Annotated in this window: 16 protein-coding genes and 1 pseudogene; 9 read left to right on the top strand and 8 right to left on the bottom strand. The window is 49.9% G+C overall.

What is annotated here, in order from left to right:
* Positions 1-246 precede the first annotated feature (246 nt).
* A complete protein-coding gene (locus tag ABRP31_RS14550) occupies positions 247-465 on the top strand; it encodes a hypothetical protein (RefSeq protein ID WP_349970125.1) in 219 nt (72 codons plus the stop codon).
* A 947-nt stretch (positions 466-1,412) separates the two neighbouring features.
* Here the strand turns inward: ABRP31_RS14550 and ABRP31_RS14545 are convergent.
* A complete protein-coding gene (locus ABRP31_RS14545) occupies positions 1,413-2,282 on the bottom strand; it encodes a LysR family transcriptional regulator (RefSeq protein ID WP_349970124.1) in 870 nt (289 codons plus the stop codon).
* A gap of 146 nt (positions 2,283-2,428) precedes the next feature.
* On the opposite strand from ABRP31_RS14545, the gene ABRP31_RS14540 reads away from it, so the two are divergent.
* From ABRP31_RS14540 to ABRP31_RS14520, 5 genes are all read left to right on the top strand, one after another.
* A complete protein-coding gene (locus ABRP31_RS14540) occupies positions 2,429-2,731 on the top strand; it encodes a hypothetical protein (RefSeq protein ID WP_349970123.1) in 303 nt (100 codons plus the stop codon).
* A 125-nt stretch (positions 2,732-2,856) separates the two neighbouring features.
* Positions 2,857-3,411 (top strand): hypothetical protein, encoded by a 555-nt coding sequence (locus ABRP31_RS14535; RefSeq protein WP_349970122.1) that lies wholly within the window; start codon positions 2,857-2,859, stop codon positions 3,409-3,411.
* Between the two features lie 205 nt (positions 3,412-3,616).
* The gene (locus tag ABRP31_RS14530) at positions 3,617-4,384 is read left to right on the top strand and encodes a TSUP family transporter (RefSeq protein ID WP_349970121.1); all 768 of its coding nucleotides are present in this window, start codon (positions 3,617-3,619) and stop codon (positions 4,382-4,384) included.
* Positions 4,385-4,733: 349 nt separating this feature from the next.
* Complete coding sequence (locus ABRP31_RS14525; protein ID WP_349970120.1) at positions 4,734-5,273, top strand: SH3 domain-containing protein; 540 nt, start codon at positions 4,734-4,736, stop codon at positions 5,271-5,273.
* A gap of 140 nt (positions 5,274-5,413) precedes the next feature.
* Positions 5,414-5,821, top strand: a complete 408-nt coding sequence (locus tag ABRP31_RS14520; RefSeq protein WP_349970119.1) for a hypothetical protein — start codon at positions 5,414-5,416, stop codon at positions 5,819-5,821.
* 197 nt (positions 5,822-6,018) lie between these two features.
* Here the strand turns inward: ABRP31_RS14520 and ABRP31_RS14515 are convergent, their stop codons facing one another.
* Positions 6,019-6,393: a histone-like nucleoid-structuring protein, MvaT/MvaU family gene (locus ABRP31_RS14515; RefSeq protein WP_217664550.1), complete on the bottom strand. Its 375-nt coding sequence runs from the start codon at positions 6,391-6,393 to the stop codon at positions 6,019-6,021.
* Positions 6,394-6,546: 153 nt separating this feature from the next.
* Here ABRP31_RS14515 and ABRP31_RS14510 point away from each other — a divergent pair, with 153 nt between their 5' ends.
* A complete protein-coding gene (locus ABRP31_RS14510) occupies positions 6,547-6,816 on the top strand; it encodes a DNA-binding protein (RefSeq protein WP_372488750.1) in 270 nt (89 codons plus the stop codon).
* Between the two features lie 150 nt (positions 6,817-6,966).
* On the opposite strand, the gene ABRP31_RS14505 is transcribed toward ABRP31_RS14510, so the two are convergent.
* Complete coding sequence (locus tag ABRP31_RS14505; protein WP_349970117.1) at positions 6,967-7,224, bottom strand: hypothetical protein; 258 nt, start codon at positions 7,222-7,224, stop codon at positions 6,967-6,969.
* 139 nt (positions 7,225-7,363) lie between these two features.
* Positions 7,364-7,654 (bottom strand): annotated as a pseudogene (locus ABRP31_RS14500) (DUF4113 domain-containing protein); the annotation flags it as partial.
* A gap of 910 nt (positions 7,655-8,564) precedes the next feature.
* Here ABRP31_RS14500 and ABRP31_RS14495 point away from each other — a divergent pair.
* Both ABRP31_RS14495 and ABRP31_RS14490 read left to right on the top strand, forming a co-directional pair.
* A complete protein-coding gene (locus ABRP31_RS14495; protein WP_349970116.1) occupies positions 8,565-8,954 on the top strand; it encodes a hypothetical protein in 390 nt (129 codons plus the stop codon).
* Positions 8,955-9,067: 113 nt separating this feature from the next.
* Entirely contained in the window at positions 9,068-10,033 is a 966-nt protein-coding gene (locus tag ABRP31_RS14490; protein ID WP_349970115.1) for an endonuclease, read from the top strand.
* A gap of 160 nt (positions 10,034-10,193) precedes the next feature.
* On the opposite strand, the gene ABRP31_RS14485 is transcribed toward ABRP31_RS14490, so the two are convergent.
* From ABRP31_RS14485 to ABRP31_RS14470, 4 genes are all read right to left on the bottom strand, one after another.
* A complete protein-coding gene (locus ABRP31_RS14485) occupies positions 10,194-10,400 on the bottom strand; it encodes a hypothetical protein (RefSeq protein WP_349970113.1) in 207 nt (68 codons plus the stop codon).
* 452 nt (positions 10,401-10,852) lie between these two features.
* Positions 10,853-11,044 (bottom strand): antitoxin VbhA family protein, encoded by a 192-nt coding sequence (locus ABRP31_RS14480; RefSeq protein ID WP_349970111.1) that lies wholly within the window; start codon positions 11,042-11,044, stop codon positions 10,853-10,855.
* 107 nt (positions 11,045-11,151) lie between these two features.
* A complete protein-coding gene (locus tag ABRP31_RS14475) occupies positions 11,152-11,310 on the bottom strand; it encodes a TrfB-related DNA-binding protein (protein WP_349970179.1) in 159 nt (52 codons plus the stop codon).
* A gap of 337 nt (positions 11,311-11,647) precedes the next feature.
* A complete protein-coding gene (locus tag ABRP31_RS14470) occupies positions 11,648-13,288 on the bottom strand; it encodes a methyl-accepting chemotaxis protein (RefSeq protein ID WP_349970110.1) in 1,641 nt (546 codons plus the stop codon).
* Positions 13,289-13,672 lie beyond the last annotated feature (384 nt).

Here is a 13,672-nt window from a genome sequence, read left to right as displayed (position 1 = left end):
CTTAACTTGATTAACTGATATAAATGTACAAGCCGAAGGAAAATGTCTGTGATTAACAGGGTGGGTATTGGAGCTTTGACAGCCGTCAACCTCAATAGCACATATGACCTAGTGGCATAGTGCTACTATCGTCAATAGGACATCTGTACTATTGCTACAGTGCTGAGAGAGTGACTTTAATAAGCATGTCATACGCAACTCTTGGCTGCGTAGACTTATTTTATATATCCGTTAAGGTGGAATCTCATGACTCAAGCAATTATCCGAGAGCAAAAACACGAAGCGCTTTCTGCTGGTCAGCAAGTCCGACTGCTGAATGAAGCAGAGCTCGAGCAAGTGGGTGGAGGTATTGAGTTCAGTGCATTTGGTTATACTTTCGCGGGTGGGGAGTCATTTGCACCCGGCTATAACTACGCATCTATCACTAACTCGAGCGGCATTCCAATTTATTACACCACTTGGTAGAGCAGAGAAAGATATTGCATGACTGTTACGGACCCGACGACAGTCGGGTTCGTTTTTAATTGTAGATATTGTATAGATGTCAATACGGCGCTGCCCTGCCCACGCTCACCGTTCTGGTGGCTCTATTTGGTGTGGCATCAACCATCCGCCAATCGAGATCGCTGAGACCTTTTTTCCGCAAGCGAAGGTTAAAGGTGACGGAGAGCCTGCATCTGTGACGTTCAAGCTTTGTCTGAAACGCTGCTAAACGGTCTTCCGGAACCCGAAACTTACTGCAGATCCAGCATTTCCCAACAGTATACGGAAGTGAAAGTATAAATAACTTAGGAGTAAATATCCGATTTCGTGGATCTTGGCCTTGTAACGCAGGCCAATTTAAGGCGAGATCCGGAATAAATCGGCCAAACCTTCTGTTCCACCAAGCCGGAGTTGGTAGTTACGAATGCTTTATAGTCTCACTATGAATCGCTGTGCGAGTATGTGTCTTAGCTGGCTTGATTCAGCCAGATACCCAATGATGCGGCAGATGTAAATTAATCTCGTTGAAAGAAGTGGCTTGCTGGTCGAGCATGCTTTTCACGATGTTGGTGATCGGGTTCATCCAGAACGGGCAGGAGAATTGATGCTTTTGGATTAGGTAGAAGAAATTTTCCGAGTGCCCAGTGTGTCTTTCGGCTAGTGCTCTCAATCTTACAGATTTCATTACTGGTCACTCGACTTCCTCAAAGTTGGCGTCAAGCTGGGCTGAGTGATAGCGTAGTGCTGGCGTGTACGAAGCCACGGCTTGAAACTCTCTTGGCCCTCCGGGCGCTCATCCCTCAACCTGCGCCCCCCGCCCCGCCCCTTCTAAATGGCGCGGCGGGCATCTTCGGACAAATCGAACCTATATTCTTACCATATCTTTAAGCGTGGGAATCATTGTACTAAGCTCCCCAGAGTCGTCATGATTAAATACTTTTAAACTCTTCCATCAGCAACTCTGCAAACTTGTCTTTTGCTTGATGAAAATGAACATTCTTATTCCATATAAAATAATTTTTTATTGGTAGCAAATCACTGAACCAATATCCACTTATCCCTCCAATTCGCCGAAACTGCTCATAAATCCCTCTTGGAACTAGTGATACTCCAGCCCCTGAACTCACACACCCAAGAATGGTGCCATAACTTGCTATGCTTGTTAAGGTGCTAGCTACGCCATGTTTAACCAGCCAGTTCTCCAGTGACTTCCTGTACGGACATCCTTCGGGCCACATAAATAGATTCTTTCCAGTCAGATCCTGAGGCCTATGTATTTCACCAGCCGACGGTGACGCAATTAACACCAACTCCTCTTGATAGAGCTCCATGCGCTCAATATCCGGGTGCTCGTTACTGACAGCAATAATTGCTCCATCGAGGCTATGGTCAACCACATCATTCAGTAGCTGTGACCATACTCCTGTACTGAACTCCATCTGCACGGCAGGATGGTTATTATGGTACTTTGATAGCAAGTTGGGCAGACGGCCTGTAGCAGAAGATTCTATCGCGCCAATCCTTAATACGCCTGATGCTGCTGATGCCGGGTCAAGAGCTCTTCGGGACTCTTGGCACAATGACAAAATTTTGTTTGTATACTCAAGAAATAAACGTCCTGAAGGGCTTATGACAAGCCCTCTGCCCTTTCGTATAAACAAAGAAACGCCCAGTTCTTTCTCTAAAGCCTTTATTCTGTTCGTTATGTTTGACGGAACACAAAACAATAACTCTGAGGCCCGAATTATACTGCCCTGTTCGGCAACCACCTTGAACATGGTTAGCTGTGCGAGTTCCATTCCATTGCTCACCAAAAATGAATGATGAGCTCAGTATAAGTTACTTGTCGCTAACCAATCAAGTAATTTACCGTCGTGAATTCTGATTGCAGTGAGGAAGTTCAATCAGATTCACCCGACCAGCCCTCAAGGACAAAGAAAAAATCATGAGCTCAACATTATTGCAAAGTCGCTTTGAAGCATTTAATGGCAACCAGTCTATGCAAGAGTTTGGTGAGATTTTTATTGAGGCACTACCCCAGCACATTGGTAAGTTGAAGATACCTGGACGGACGTTAATTGACAGTCATCGAAGAGAGCCTGTTATGGCCAAGGTCACCCATGCAGACCAGCTTCAGGACATGATGCTAAAGGTGCTCAATAGTCCTATTACACAGGAGGCGCAATCATATGCTGAACGTGCTTTTGACGCATTCCTCAACAAGCAAAATGTCGATTCCGGTGTTTAAAGTTTTTCAATGGATGGAATGAAACCCACAAAACCACCAGTCTGGTCTCGGCTAAGATCATCATGCGCTTGTCGGCAGACGCCTTATCTGTCCCAGCTGCTAGCCAAGAAGGTTACCATAATGTAATGGCTCATATGCATGAGGTTGCGAAGGATGATTTCGGACTTGGCCACAAGGGTCACGACGGTATGTATCACTACATGACAGCAGCTTTCGGCGCGACATCCTGGGTAAGTAATCAATACAAGGTAAATGAATGCAACGCGTTTTCGGAATTTTTATACAATGCTGGGGTAGCCGAACATAAATCCCCCATGAACTCAGACGAGCACAAGATCTCCATTATGGATGCCATGATGGTGTCGATCGCTTCTGAGCTTTGGAATGGGCGTGAGTACAACTTTATCGCTCAGCATATTGAGAGCAAGCTGCTTGCATTCAATCCATCGCTGAGCAATAACGTACAGGCTTTACGAAATGCAAAAGGTTATGTAATGGGTCATGCCGGCGAAGTGGAAAACAGACATGGCCTGCATGCTTTGGCAGCTGCACAAGCGTATGGTCGAGTAGCGGATATAACTTTCAAGGTGGATCGTTTAAAGGAAGTCATGCTCGATTACAATGGGCGCGTAGGCAAAGCATTCAAGGCTATGCACAACGCCTTGACCGCTAGCATATAGGCGCCATGATCAGGTGGTGAGCTTAATTTGGAGAGCGACTAGCCTTATTAGGGTTTTTTGTTGCATTTACACCTAAAAACCAACATGCCGAGGGTATCCTAATTGGCAGCTTTCGCCAATTAGGATACATAGCCTGGCTAATATCTTTCTTGAGAGGATGCCATCATGCATTGCCAAGATATCAAGGCCTGGCCGGATTTATCACATGAATTTTGAACACGCTTTGATTGCGTTAGGTTTTTTTGCTTTTTGCGGCGGACTAATCGACGCTGCCGTTGGCGGTGGTGGTCTTGTGCAATTGCCAGCGCTTCTTCACGCTCTTCCCCAGTACAGCTTGGCCACTGTCTTTGGAACCAATAAACTAGCTGTATTAGCAGGGAATTCCTTTTCTATATTCAGTTATCTAAAACGAATAAAAATCATATGGAGCCTGATGCTGCCAACAATGGTTTCGGCATTTATTTTTGCATTTGTTGGAGCTATGTCCGTATCTCTCATTCCTAAGAGGCTAATGGAGTATATTGTATTCTTTGTTTTGATATCCATGGCCGGATACACTTTTATCAAGAAAGACTTGGGGATGACGAGCTCTCACACGTATTGCGGCACCAGAGAAGTACTGTTAGGTGTATTCTTTGGTGGAATCATCGGATTTTATGATGGAGTATTTGGGCCTGGTAGCGGCAGTCTCCTACTTTTTGTTTTTGTTAAATATTTCGGCTTTGACTTCCTGAATGCTTCCGCCTCTGCGAAACTGGTTAATTTAGGAACATTTAGTGCAGCACTTATTTTTTTTGTTCCATCTGGCAACGTCCTATGGGCAATAGGTGGGGTCGTCGCGCTGTGCAATATAGCGGGATCCTTAACAGGGGTTTTCTTGGCACTCAGGTATGGAAGTGGATTCATCAGGATTTTCTTTTTGATTTTGCTTATTTTTTTAATAGGAAGAATGGGACTTGCTATATTCTCGTGACTTATTAGGCCTTTATATCTAAACACGTTATTTCATAGGTTGCTTCCAGGCTAGTGTGATCGCCTCTAAATGGATCGATAAGCCGACTCCATCATCTAGGTAGCTAGGTCGACGATCTTCCAGAGGAGCACGACGCTAGTTCTTGATCGTCATCGGGCGTGGTTATTGGTGATTGGTTTCCATCGCGCTCAGAGACTACGTGCCCCTAGAGATGCTCGGCGCTGCAAAGCTAGAGCTTTCCTAGGTTGGCAGGCTGCACAAGCTGGAGACTTGACTAAGCTTGCAGTAACGTCACATCCGTTTTACAGAACGCAGCCGCCCGCAGCGAGCTCAACGAGGGGCAAAGGATATGCGCAAGAAATCTCGGTCATGGTTCATCCCTCTTCTGATTCTGTTCGCGGTCCTTTGGGCCTTCGGTAAAAAAGAAACGCCTCCAGCTCAGGCTCCGCTTAGTCAAAAGGCAACGCCGAACACATTAGTTTCTGCTTCATCACCAGCAATCCAGCCAGCACAGACCCCACCAGTCGATCAGTTCGTAAATACGGACAAGTTGAATCTGCGCAATCAGCCGGGTGGCAAAGTCATCTCTACCCTGCAACGCGGCGATAAGGTACAGGTATACGAAAAGAAGGATCAGTGGGTTCGCATTAGCGCGGATGGCCAGCCAGCTAAATGGTTGTCGTCGAAAAGTCTGTGCAACGGTGCGAGTTGCTACGCGTTTTCCAAGCCGGAACCAGTCCGAACAGCGCGACCTCTTGCACAGCCGATTCCTAGCCAAGTACCGAGCTACGGATCATCTTGCCCTTGCTCCTCTGGGAACGTCTGTATAGGGCCGAGGGGTGGTCGATATTGCATCACTTCTGGAGGAAACAAGCGCTACGGCGTTTGATTCCATAACACAACACCCTTCAGGCTCTAGGCCTTACCGAGCCACACAGGAAGCTCTCTGCAAAACTGCTGTGTGCCAATGGTTTAGTCACCAGCCGCTACCTATGATACGTAGCTAGCCTTGTCATCATGGATCCAACTATGCCTCAACCTTGGTACAACACACGTCCAGCGCCCGTTTTCATGACCGTCTTTTACTGCGTCATCGTCTTGATCCAAGCAGGTGTTTGGGCTGTAGAGGACGGCTTGGAGCAAGTCCGCTTCGGTGATATCTCTATCCTAGTGTTCCTCAATATCTGCTTGGTAGCGATGCTGATGTTCGTAGGCGGCTTGATGCTTTTAGCCAGAAAAAAGGGTAGTTCGCTTTGCTTCGTTCTTGCCTTGGTGTTAGGCGTGACATTTTCCCTAAGCCGAATGGGCAGCGGCTCGATAATCCACCTGCTCACGCTTCCAATGTTTAAAGAATACGCCTTGGTTTTCGGGATCTGGATCTATAGCCTCCAATTGCGCACCACCGGCTATTTCCTAGCTAAGCAACCTGCCGGCTGACTTCTGATTGAGATCAACATGGGTGTAGCTCTATAAGAGCGCGCTTCCCGTTAAAGCCTCCATACCTGCGATATACCCATTACGTGAAGGAATAGTGGATACGGAGAAAGTGAGTTATTGCTCGGAGCGCTTACCGGCGCACCAAAAGCTCAGCCCAGAAAGGGCCATCAAGGCCCCCTCTTCACTCAAGCGGGTGATTACTTGGACAGCCACGACTCAACAACATCCGAACCATGCTCAGCTTTCCAGGCCTTCAGTAGTTTGTGATTCCCACCTTTGGTCTCAACGATCTCACCGCTATGCGGATTCTTGTAGACCTTCAACGAACGCGCCTTCCGTGTGCCCTTCTCTGACGGCGCCGGCGGTGCTGACTTACCGCGTTTCGCAGCCGCAGGATCCAGCAAGTTGACCACGTCACGCAGACTATAGCCGTACTCAGCAAGCAGACCACGCAGTTTGGTCTCAAACTCCATTTCGGCCTTGAGACCGGAGTCATTTTTCATGGCATCCAGCTCGGCGAGCTGAGCGGCTAATTGTTGTTCGAGTTTTCGGTATTCAGCTAAACGAGACATAGTTTTCCTTAGATGATGGGCTATAGCCTATTAGTAGATACTAAAGGATAACCACGAGTCCAGTCGCTTAGTCCAAATAGGTCTATCGGCCCGCCTTTCATCACCATACGCGGCGAAATATTAAACTTCAGACTACTTTAAAGTCATCACCACATGGAAGTAATGAACATGAATAGGACACGCACATCTGCTGAAGCCAAGCTTTGGTTACAAAACCACGGGATATCAATACAGGCCTTTGCTCTGGCTCATGACCTGGACGCTGCAACCTGCTACCAAGTGCTTAATGGTCGTAAAAAGGGATTGCGGGGCAAGGCTCATCAGGTAGCGGTTGCGCTAGGTATCAAGCCAGACCTATCCAACGAGGACTTACCACAAGGCGTTTCTGGCCCAAACCTGTCGAAGCCAACCGTGATGCATTGATCTGTTTTTGAGGTGGCAACCGGCCAACGCGTTGCCACTTACGACTAGGAGGAAGAACATGATAGCCCTTAATCAGGTCGTCCCTGGTGGAGTGCTATGCAAATCATTTACGTGCTCTGTTACTCCATACAAGAGCCCCGACATTCGCCTTCACAGCTCTACGTAAAGCCGCTCCTCAGATGGAAATCCGACCGCGCCGGATTTTACCTTGTTGGCTATCAGCGCCAAGCGCTGTTCACCGTCCTGAAAGACTTGGATCATACGAAGTATTGCTTGGGCATCAGCAGAGTTTCCAGCAGCCTCAAGGCGGTCAGCGATTCGCGAAAGCTCAACTGATGACCATTTAAGGTCAGAGCTGATCCCTACAAGATCGCGTATCACTTGGGCGTTTGTAGCACCTGTTATCATCTTGATTCCTCTTCCGTGTTCGACGGGTAACGAAGCATCCATTCAAAGCCAATGGCGGCTATTAAATCGCTTTTGAGAATGCCTGGGAGTACAGCCAGCCGTTTGTACTGGCGCAGGGTTTCCTGAAGGTAGTGCTCAATCATTTCGCCTTTACTGTCCAAAGCTGATCGATTTTTGTCATGAAGCTGCTGCTCATGAGGTCGCGTCGCATAGCCCAGCTAGGCGCTTCCGGTACGCTTGCTGCTCGGAGCATCCCGCGTCCCCATCGAAGATTAATCTCATCGAGAACGCTCATGACTTTGTCGGCTGCTGCGGGTTGCGAATGAGCGAACAAGTCATCTGTGAACTCACCAGGTTGACGAAGATCCATCAGCAGCACTTCCACCTTGGTGTATTTGAAGCCTGGTCGGAACAGACGATTGACCGCCTGGTGACACGGGGGGTTAATTATGCTGCGTCTAACCCTGTTTAACCGTAAGCCTATACGTTGGGCGACAGGGATCTAAACATCGCATTTGCGGTCTCACTGTCGCTAATGTCGACACAGCGCAATTAGCCCGGAAGAATTAACCGCAGGGAGCATGCTAATGATCACATCCTCACCCCCTTTAAACTTTCTTTTCTGCTGCAGCTTCCTATGTTTACTGTCCGGATGTGGAGCGTTGACAGATGTCCGCTCTTTTTCCACGCCCTACACAATGCCGAGTAGTGCAGAGACTGCACGCCTGAGGGTTATCAGCGATGGCATGGTTAGAGGCGTTCCCAAATCAGATTGCGTCAACTTCCGCCTTCCCGGTGCTGGCGTGATGGTCGTCGCACGGGATGGTTACGCTAACCGCAATGGGGAACGTCTGGGCATGCCTCCTACCGCTGCGCAATCATCGTCTACAGTAATGAGCGAGCTTCAGGTACCTGCAGGGCAGCCCATAGCGTTCCATTACATTGGAGATCGTTGCTACAACATGTTTAGCTTCGTGCCCGAGGCTGGAGCCGATTACGAGCTTGAAGCCGCCGGGCGGTATCGTTGCGCGGTCAGTCTCAAGCGAATGCTAGTGGGAACAAATGAGGCGGCAGCGGCGCCCCTGGCAGAAAGCAAACTGTGTAACTGGGGGGATAATTTCTAAAGCAATTCGCGATTTCTACACAGGCAAAAATCGACACTGTAACCCTCTTGTACCGATGCAATAATAGGAGCATCGGATCATGTCGGCTCCCGACTTCATCACCTGGTTTGCTATGAATAAGATCTTATTAATTTCTTTTGCGACCCTGCTAGTCGGCTGCGTTGGTCATTACCAGCAACCGTCGCTAGCTGCACCCCACGCGACGCTTGACGCCAAATGGGCAGCAATGAGCTGATATCGGGGGGCTTTCAAGGCTACTGGGCCTACTACAATGCCATCTGCCTAAAAGCAGAAAACGGCGGTGTGCTAGGGGACATTTCAAAGTCCGATGCGGCAAAAAACCGTTTTTTAATCGAGCCTAACAAGCGCATCTATGTACAGGCACTTAGCTCTGGAGGCTTACAACGTGAGGCTGCTGACGAGCCTAAACTCCTCATGGGCTGCGTGAACATCAGTAGCTTCATCCCTGAGGCTGGAGCGACCTATCAGGTTACCCATTCGGCTCAAAAATCCAGCTGTTCCCTTGAGGTCTTAGATATGAAGACAGGTCAATCACCCTCCTCTCTCATCGTTGAGACTGTTACGAAGGAGTGCGGGCTGAAATAGATATGCGCAAACGCTGCCAATAAGAAATTCGCCACGACATACTTCTGAAATATCACGTGATCTTGGGATCCTGCGTACAATATATGTCCCCAAGATTTTGAATACGCTCACCAATGAAAAAGCTGTTTTACGTCCTAGCGCTACTCATCTCTGTCACTGATCCCGCCCTCTCAGCACCTCCATCTACATTCTCTGAAGCTAAAGTCGTAGCCAAGCAGAAGGTCTATCTCGACCAGGCTAAAAGTGCTCAGGGAGATTTGTACTGCGGTTGTAAATGGGAATGGGTTGGTAAGTCCGGCGGTCGTATCAACGCCGAATCCTGCGGACTTCAAGCTCGCAAGCAAGAAACCCGAGCCGAGCGGACTGAATGGGAACACATCGTTCCAGCTTGGACATTTGGACACCAACGGCAATGCTGGCAGAACGGCGGTCGTGAACATTGCGTGAGTGATGACCCGGTATTCCAGGCAATGGAAGCAGATCTATTCAACCTCTACCCCGCCGTTGGCGAGGTCAATGGAGACCGTAGCAATTTCAACTACGGAATGGCCTCCGGTGTAGCACCACAGTACGGCCAGTGTAAAACCAAAGTAGATTTCGAACAGCGCGCTGCTGAGCCACGTGACGAGGTAAAAGGCCTGGTAGCACGGACGACCTTCTACATGTTCGACAGGTATAACTTGAGCATGTCTCGGCAGCAGCAACAGCTCCTGATGGCATGGGACAAGCAGTTTCCAGCGACGGATTGGGAGAAAGAACGAAACAAACGCATCGCAGCTATCATGGGGCATCCGAACCCCTTCGTGACCAAAGACCGTATTTGGACTCAAGGTTACAAGACCGTGGGTGACGGCATAGTCAGCTCCCTTCCGGCAAAGGCGGCGCCATCGCCAAAGCTAACCACAACAGGTCGGTCGACGCCTGCCGGGGACATCATCGGGAATAGCAAAAGCCACGTGTATCATCTGCCTGAAGGTTGCCCAAGTTACGAAAAGGTATCAGCAAAAAATCAGATAGCCTTTGAGTCAGAATCCGCAGCTCAATCGGCTGGGTACAGAAAAGCTAGCAATTGCAGATAGCTGCTTGACACTCACGGGCTCTAATTAAGCCCGTAAGTGGCTGGGTAAATAATTTCCTAACCCTTGATGCACTTTCGTTAGCTGCGGGTGCCGATGGTTAAAGTCAGTAACGCACCTTGGAGCTTTCAAGGTGCTGCCGGACTGAGTGCTTAGACTACGGTTAGCCAGGGTCGATCACATAATTCATGCACACCGCTATCTGGTAGATGGCTCCAGGTACGAAAGGCTTCACGTCCTCTCTAACGTCCTCGTCTTCGAGCTCTTGTGCCGTTAGGTGGCAGAGGTCATCTATGTCGATGCCTATTGATGCAGCCGTGCTCAAAATAGCTATTAGTGCTTCTCTAGTTTCTCTAGCTTGACTGTCCATGCCGACGATCTCCTTTCTGATCTCCTTACCATAGCGGGAATGCCAGATAAGGCAGGATCAATTCGAACTAACGAAAGCTTTGGCAGTAGCGTCAAGGAATACGTCATGCGCTTTCAGACGTGCATTACGCCTCCGATCAGGATATCTGGCATCCATCCAAGTACAGATGAATCGCTGGATTAGCGCCGTTAACTGAACTCTGCTTACAGGCCAGTCCTTACTCTGCAAAGGTCCCCTCCCGGAAACCAAACGCTCGTAAATGCTCCACCGCAACCGTCAACAAGGTCGTCTTGCTCGCACCATCGGCCTAACATGATTCCGTCAAGACGTGTCTACCGGACGCTTACCCTTATTCAAGTCGCCCTAGTATGCCTAGCCGTCCAGCGGAGTCTTAGCGTGATAAAAGTGTAGTAGGAGTCGCTTGTAGCAACCAAGTATGAAAAGCACCATTGCTAAAGGGGCTCATTCGCGATAAGGCGTTGGCGGATGCTAGCAATCACGTCTGCCGGCTCAAGCTCGCCGAGTGCCACCAGGTTAAGCTCTGCCTGGGTCTGTGCATCGACCTCAAGACCTTCGAGCCGCTGGGATGCGATCGCGTTGGCCACAGCCCGGCGGCGCTCTTCGATTTCATTTGTGTCAAGCATGATTTTTTCTCAATTCTAATCGTGCGGGCTTCCGCTGCAAGGACGGGCAATTGTTTGGCCAACTCCGTTGGCATCCACATGCCGACGCGTTCTTAACCGTGCAGGAGCTAGTTTACAGCGGCCATGACCCGTTGGGACATCTGGCTGGCGCGCTGCCGACTGAGGCCACTGTTCTGAGCGATTTCAGGCTGAGACTTTCCGCCGAAAAGCAGGCGCCGTTTGCTCCGAATTTTGTCGAAAGTGAGCCGTCCTAGCCGTGGCTGGATGCTTTCAACTCCGCAGCTGCCATTGGCAAGCTTTGCATTACTACAATATTACCAAGTCATTGAGGTGGGACGTGATCCCCTATCTTTGATCTTGTAACACTCCTAAACCCGCATGATTGTAAAAACTGTCAACATTTAAGGGCATCTTTGGCGATCATAGCGATGCCGCAGCCTGATGTAATCGACACGATCACATGCGTATCCGCGATTGCCCATCCTATTGACGTGGGAAATAGACGTTCTGCTACATGGGGGCCAGAGGCAGGGCAGTACGGATATCGCAGGCGGCTCATTGGCTAAGCCACTGCGTCATCAATGGAAAATCAAGGGCAGTCCATCAAAGCTTGAACTTGCCCACCAGCGTATTGAAAGAAATCGCCAGACGCGACAATTCCTGACTTGAAGCGTTGGTCTGGTTTGCACCGGCGGATGTCTGGGTCGACAGGTCTTGGATATTAACCAGGTTGCGATCGACTTCACGCGCTACTTGAGCCTGTTCTTCGGCTGCGCTGGCGATCACCAGGTTGCGCTCGTTGATTTCGCTAACCCCAGCGCTGATTCGCTCCAATGCTAGGCCCGCCTCGGCTGCCAGCGACTGTGTACTTTGAGCCATCGACTGGCTTTTGCCCATCGACTGTACGGCTTCGTCAGCGCCTGCGCGTACTATCTTGATCATCGCTTCGATTTCGCCCGTGGAGGCTTGAGTGCGATGGGCCAGCGCCCGGACTTCGTCGGCGACTACCGCGAAGCCCCGGCCCTGTTCGCCTGCCCGAGCGGCTTCGATGGCGGCATTGAGAGCTAACAGATTGGTTTGTTCAGCGATGCCGCGAATCACGTCCAGCACCTTGGTGATGTCACGAATCTGACCAGCCAGGGTTTCGACACGCTGCGTGGAATCATTGATGTCCCCGGCCATGGTGTTCATCGCCATTACCGTCTGCTGCACTTGATACTGGCCTTTGATCGCATCTTCTGCAGTCTGGCTCGACACTTGGGACGTACTGACCGCATTTCGGGCAACCTCTTCCACTGCGGCAGTCATCTCGTTTACCGCGGTCGCGGCTTGCTGGATCTCATCATTCTGACGAACCAGCCCACGTGTGCTGTCTTCGGTGACTGCGGTCAACTGTTCAGCAGCTGAGGCCAACTGATCAGATGCGTCCGCGATCTGCTGCACGGTGCCTTTGAGGTCTTTTTGCATGCTGGACAGCGCTTTGAGTAGTTGCCCGGTTTCATCCTCGCTGTTCGACGTGATCTCTTTGGTCAGGTCGCCCTGAGCGATGCGAGTGGCACTTTCCACTGATTGATAGAGCGGTCGGGTAATCATGCGCGTGACCACCAGTCCCAGAATGATGGCGGCAGCGGCTGCCACAAGTCCGCCGATAATCAGAGCCCAGGTGACTTGCTGGTTGGTATCGTTTCCTGCTTTGGCAACGTCAAGCGCTTGTCGGGCATTTGACTCGATCATGATATTCACTTCACCAATGGTCTTGCGATACGCGGGGTTCGCAGTTGAATCAGCAAACTTGGCGGCCTGATCGACGTCACCACTTTTCAGCAGCGAAAAGATGTTTTCTGCGGCTGCGACGTACGCAGGCCAGTCCCGCTCGAAGTCATTACCTGCCGCGCGCTCGTCAGCTTCCAGAGGAGTGGCGCGATAGATTTTGAATTGTTGCTCAGCTTCTGCCTGGTTATCCTTGAAAGACAAAACGACCGCGTTGATTTCTTCCGGCGCAGCTTTGCGTAACCCCAGGTTGATGGCTCTGAACATGTCCCGGTGGGTGGCAATCACGTTGGCTTTAACCGAATCGGTTTTCTGGATCGAGACCAGATTATTGCTGACCGTGCTCTGCAACAGACCGTATATGGTTGAGATCCCGCTGTACCCCAGCGCTGCAACACCGACAGTGATGACCGCACATAGGCCAAAAGCGAACAGCAGCTTGGATTTGAGCTTCAGATTGAGGAGCTGGGACATGGGGTTTACTCAGGGTGGTTGTTGTTAGAGTCGAGGGTTTCGAGCATTAGGAACCTCTCTAGCATTATTATCGACTGGACGGGGCCAAACTTTATTGATGTACCAATGCTTCTGGTGGGCTTGCGGTGAGAAAAAGTGAATACATACGTGCGGATGTAATGCACTGTTTTTTCTAAAATAAATTCAACTTTCGTTAAAACCTTTCTCTGAACAGATGCTTGGCGAGAATGGTGCAGTCCAATTGCCAGAAAAAGCCGCTCTTACATTTCATCTGAGCGCTGCGCAGTAATCGAAGCTATTTTTAACACTTCTCAGCAGAGGGAGCGGCCTAGGCGCGATGATCGTCAAATGCTCAATGGCATCTTCTGGATTTGTGCTCTGGCG

This window comes from Pseudomonas caspiana, assembly GCF_040224095.2.
Classification (GTDB): domain Bacteria; phylum Pseudomonadota; class Gammaproteobacteria; order Pseudomonadales; family Pseudomonadaceae; genus Aquipseudomonas; species Aquipseudomonas caspiana.
This window is presented reverse-complemented; position numbering and strand designations above follow the sequence as displayed.

Bases quoted from the DNA above. Each gene is read 5' to 3' on its own strand.
- ABRP31_RS14510 (WP_372488750.1), top strand. From the start codon at position 6,547: ATGGAAGTAATGAACATGAATAGGACACGCACATCTGCTGAAGCCAAG.
- ABRP31_RS14515 (WP_217664550.1), bottom strand. From the start codon at position 6,393: ATGTCTCGTTTAGCTGAATACCGAAAACTCGAACAACAATTAGCCGCT.
- ABRP31_RS14540 (WP_349970123.1), top strand. From the start codon at position 2,429: ATGAGCTCAACATTATTGCAAAGTCGCTTTGAAGCATTTAATGGCAAC.
- ABRP31_RS14480 (WP_349970111.1), bottom strand. From the start codon at position 11,044: ATGCTTGACACAAATGAAATCGAAGAGCGCCGCCGGGCTGTGGCCAAC.
- ABRP31_RS14485 (WP_349970113.1), bottom strand. From the start codon at position 10,400: ATGGACAGTCAAGCTAGAGAAACTAGAGAAGCACTAATAGCTATTTTG.
- ABRP31_RS14520 (WP_349970119.1), top strand. From the start codon at position 5,414: ATGCCTCAACCTTGGTACAACACACGTCCAGCGCCCGTTTTCATGACC.
- ABRP31_RS14505 (WP_349970117.1), bottom strand. From the start codon at position 7,224: ATGATAACAGGTGCTACAAACGCCCAAGTGATACGCGATCTTGTAGGG.
- ABRP31_RS14535 (WP_349970122.1), top strand. From the start codon at position 2,857: ATGGCTCATATGCATGAGGTTGCGAAGGATGATTTCGGACTTGGCCAC.
- ABRP31_RS14550 (WP_349970125.1), top strand. From the start codon at position 247: ATGACTCAAGCAATTATCCGAGAGCAAAAACACGAAGCGCTTTCTGCT.
- ABRP31_RS14530 (WP_349970121.1), top strand. From the start codon at position 3,617: ATGAATTTTGAACACGCTTTGATTGCGTTAGGTTTTTTTGCTTTTTGC.
- ABRP31_RS14525 (WP_349970120.1), top strand. From the start codon at position 4,734: ATGCGCAAGAAATCTCGGTCATGGTTCATCCCTCTTCTGATTCTGTTC.
- ABRP31_RS14490 (WP_349970115.1), top strand. From the start codon at position 9,068: ATGAAAAAGCTGTTTTACGTCCTAGCGCTACTCATCTCTGTCACTGAT.
- ABRP31_RS14545 (WP_349970124.1), bottom strand. From the start codon at position 2,282: ATGGAACTCGCACAGCTAACCATGTTCAAGGTGGTTGCCGAACAGGGC.
- ABRP31_RS14495 (WP_349970116.1), top strand. From the start codon at position 8,565: ATGGGCAGCAATGAGCTGATATCGGGGGGCTTTCAAGGCTACTGGGCC.
- ABRP31_RS14470 (WP_349970110.1), bottom strand. From the start codon at position 13,288: ATGTCCCAGCTCCTCAATCTGAAGCTCAAATCCAAGCTGCTGTTCGCT.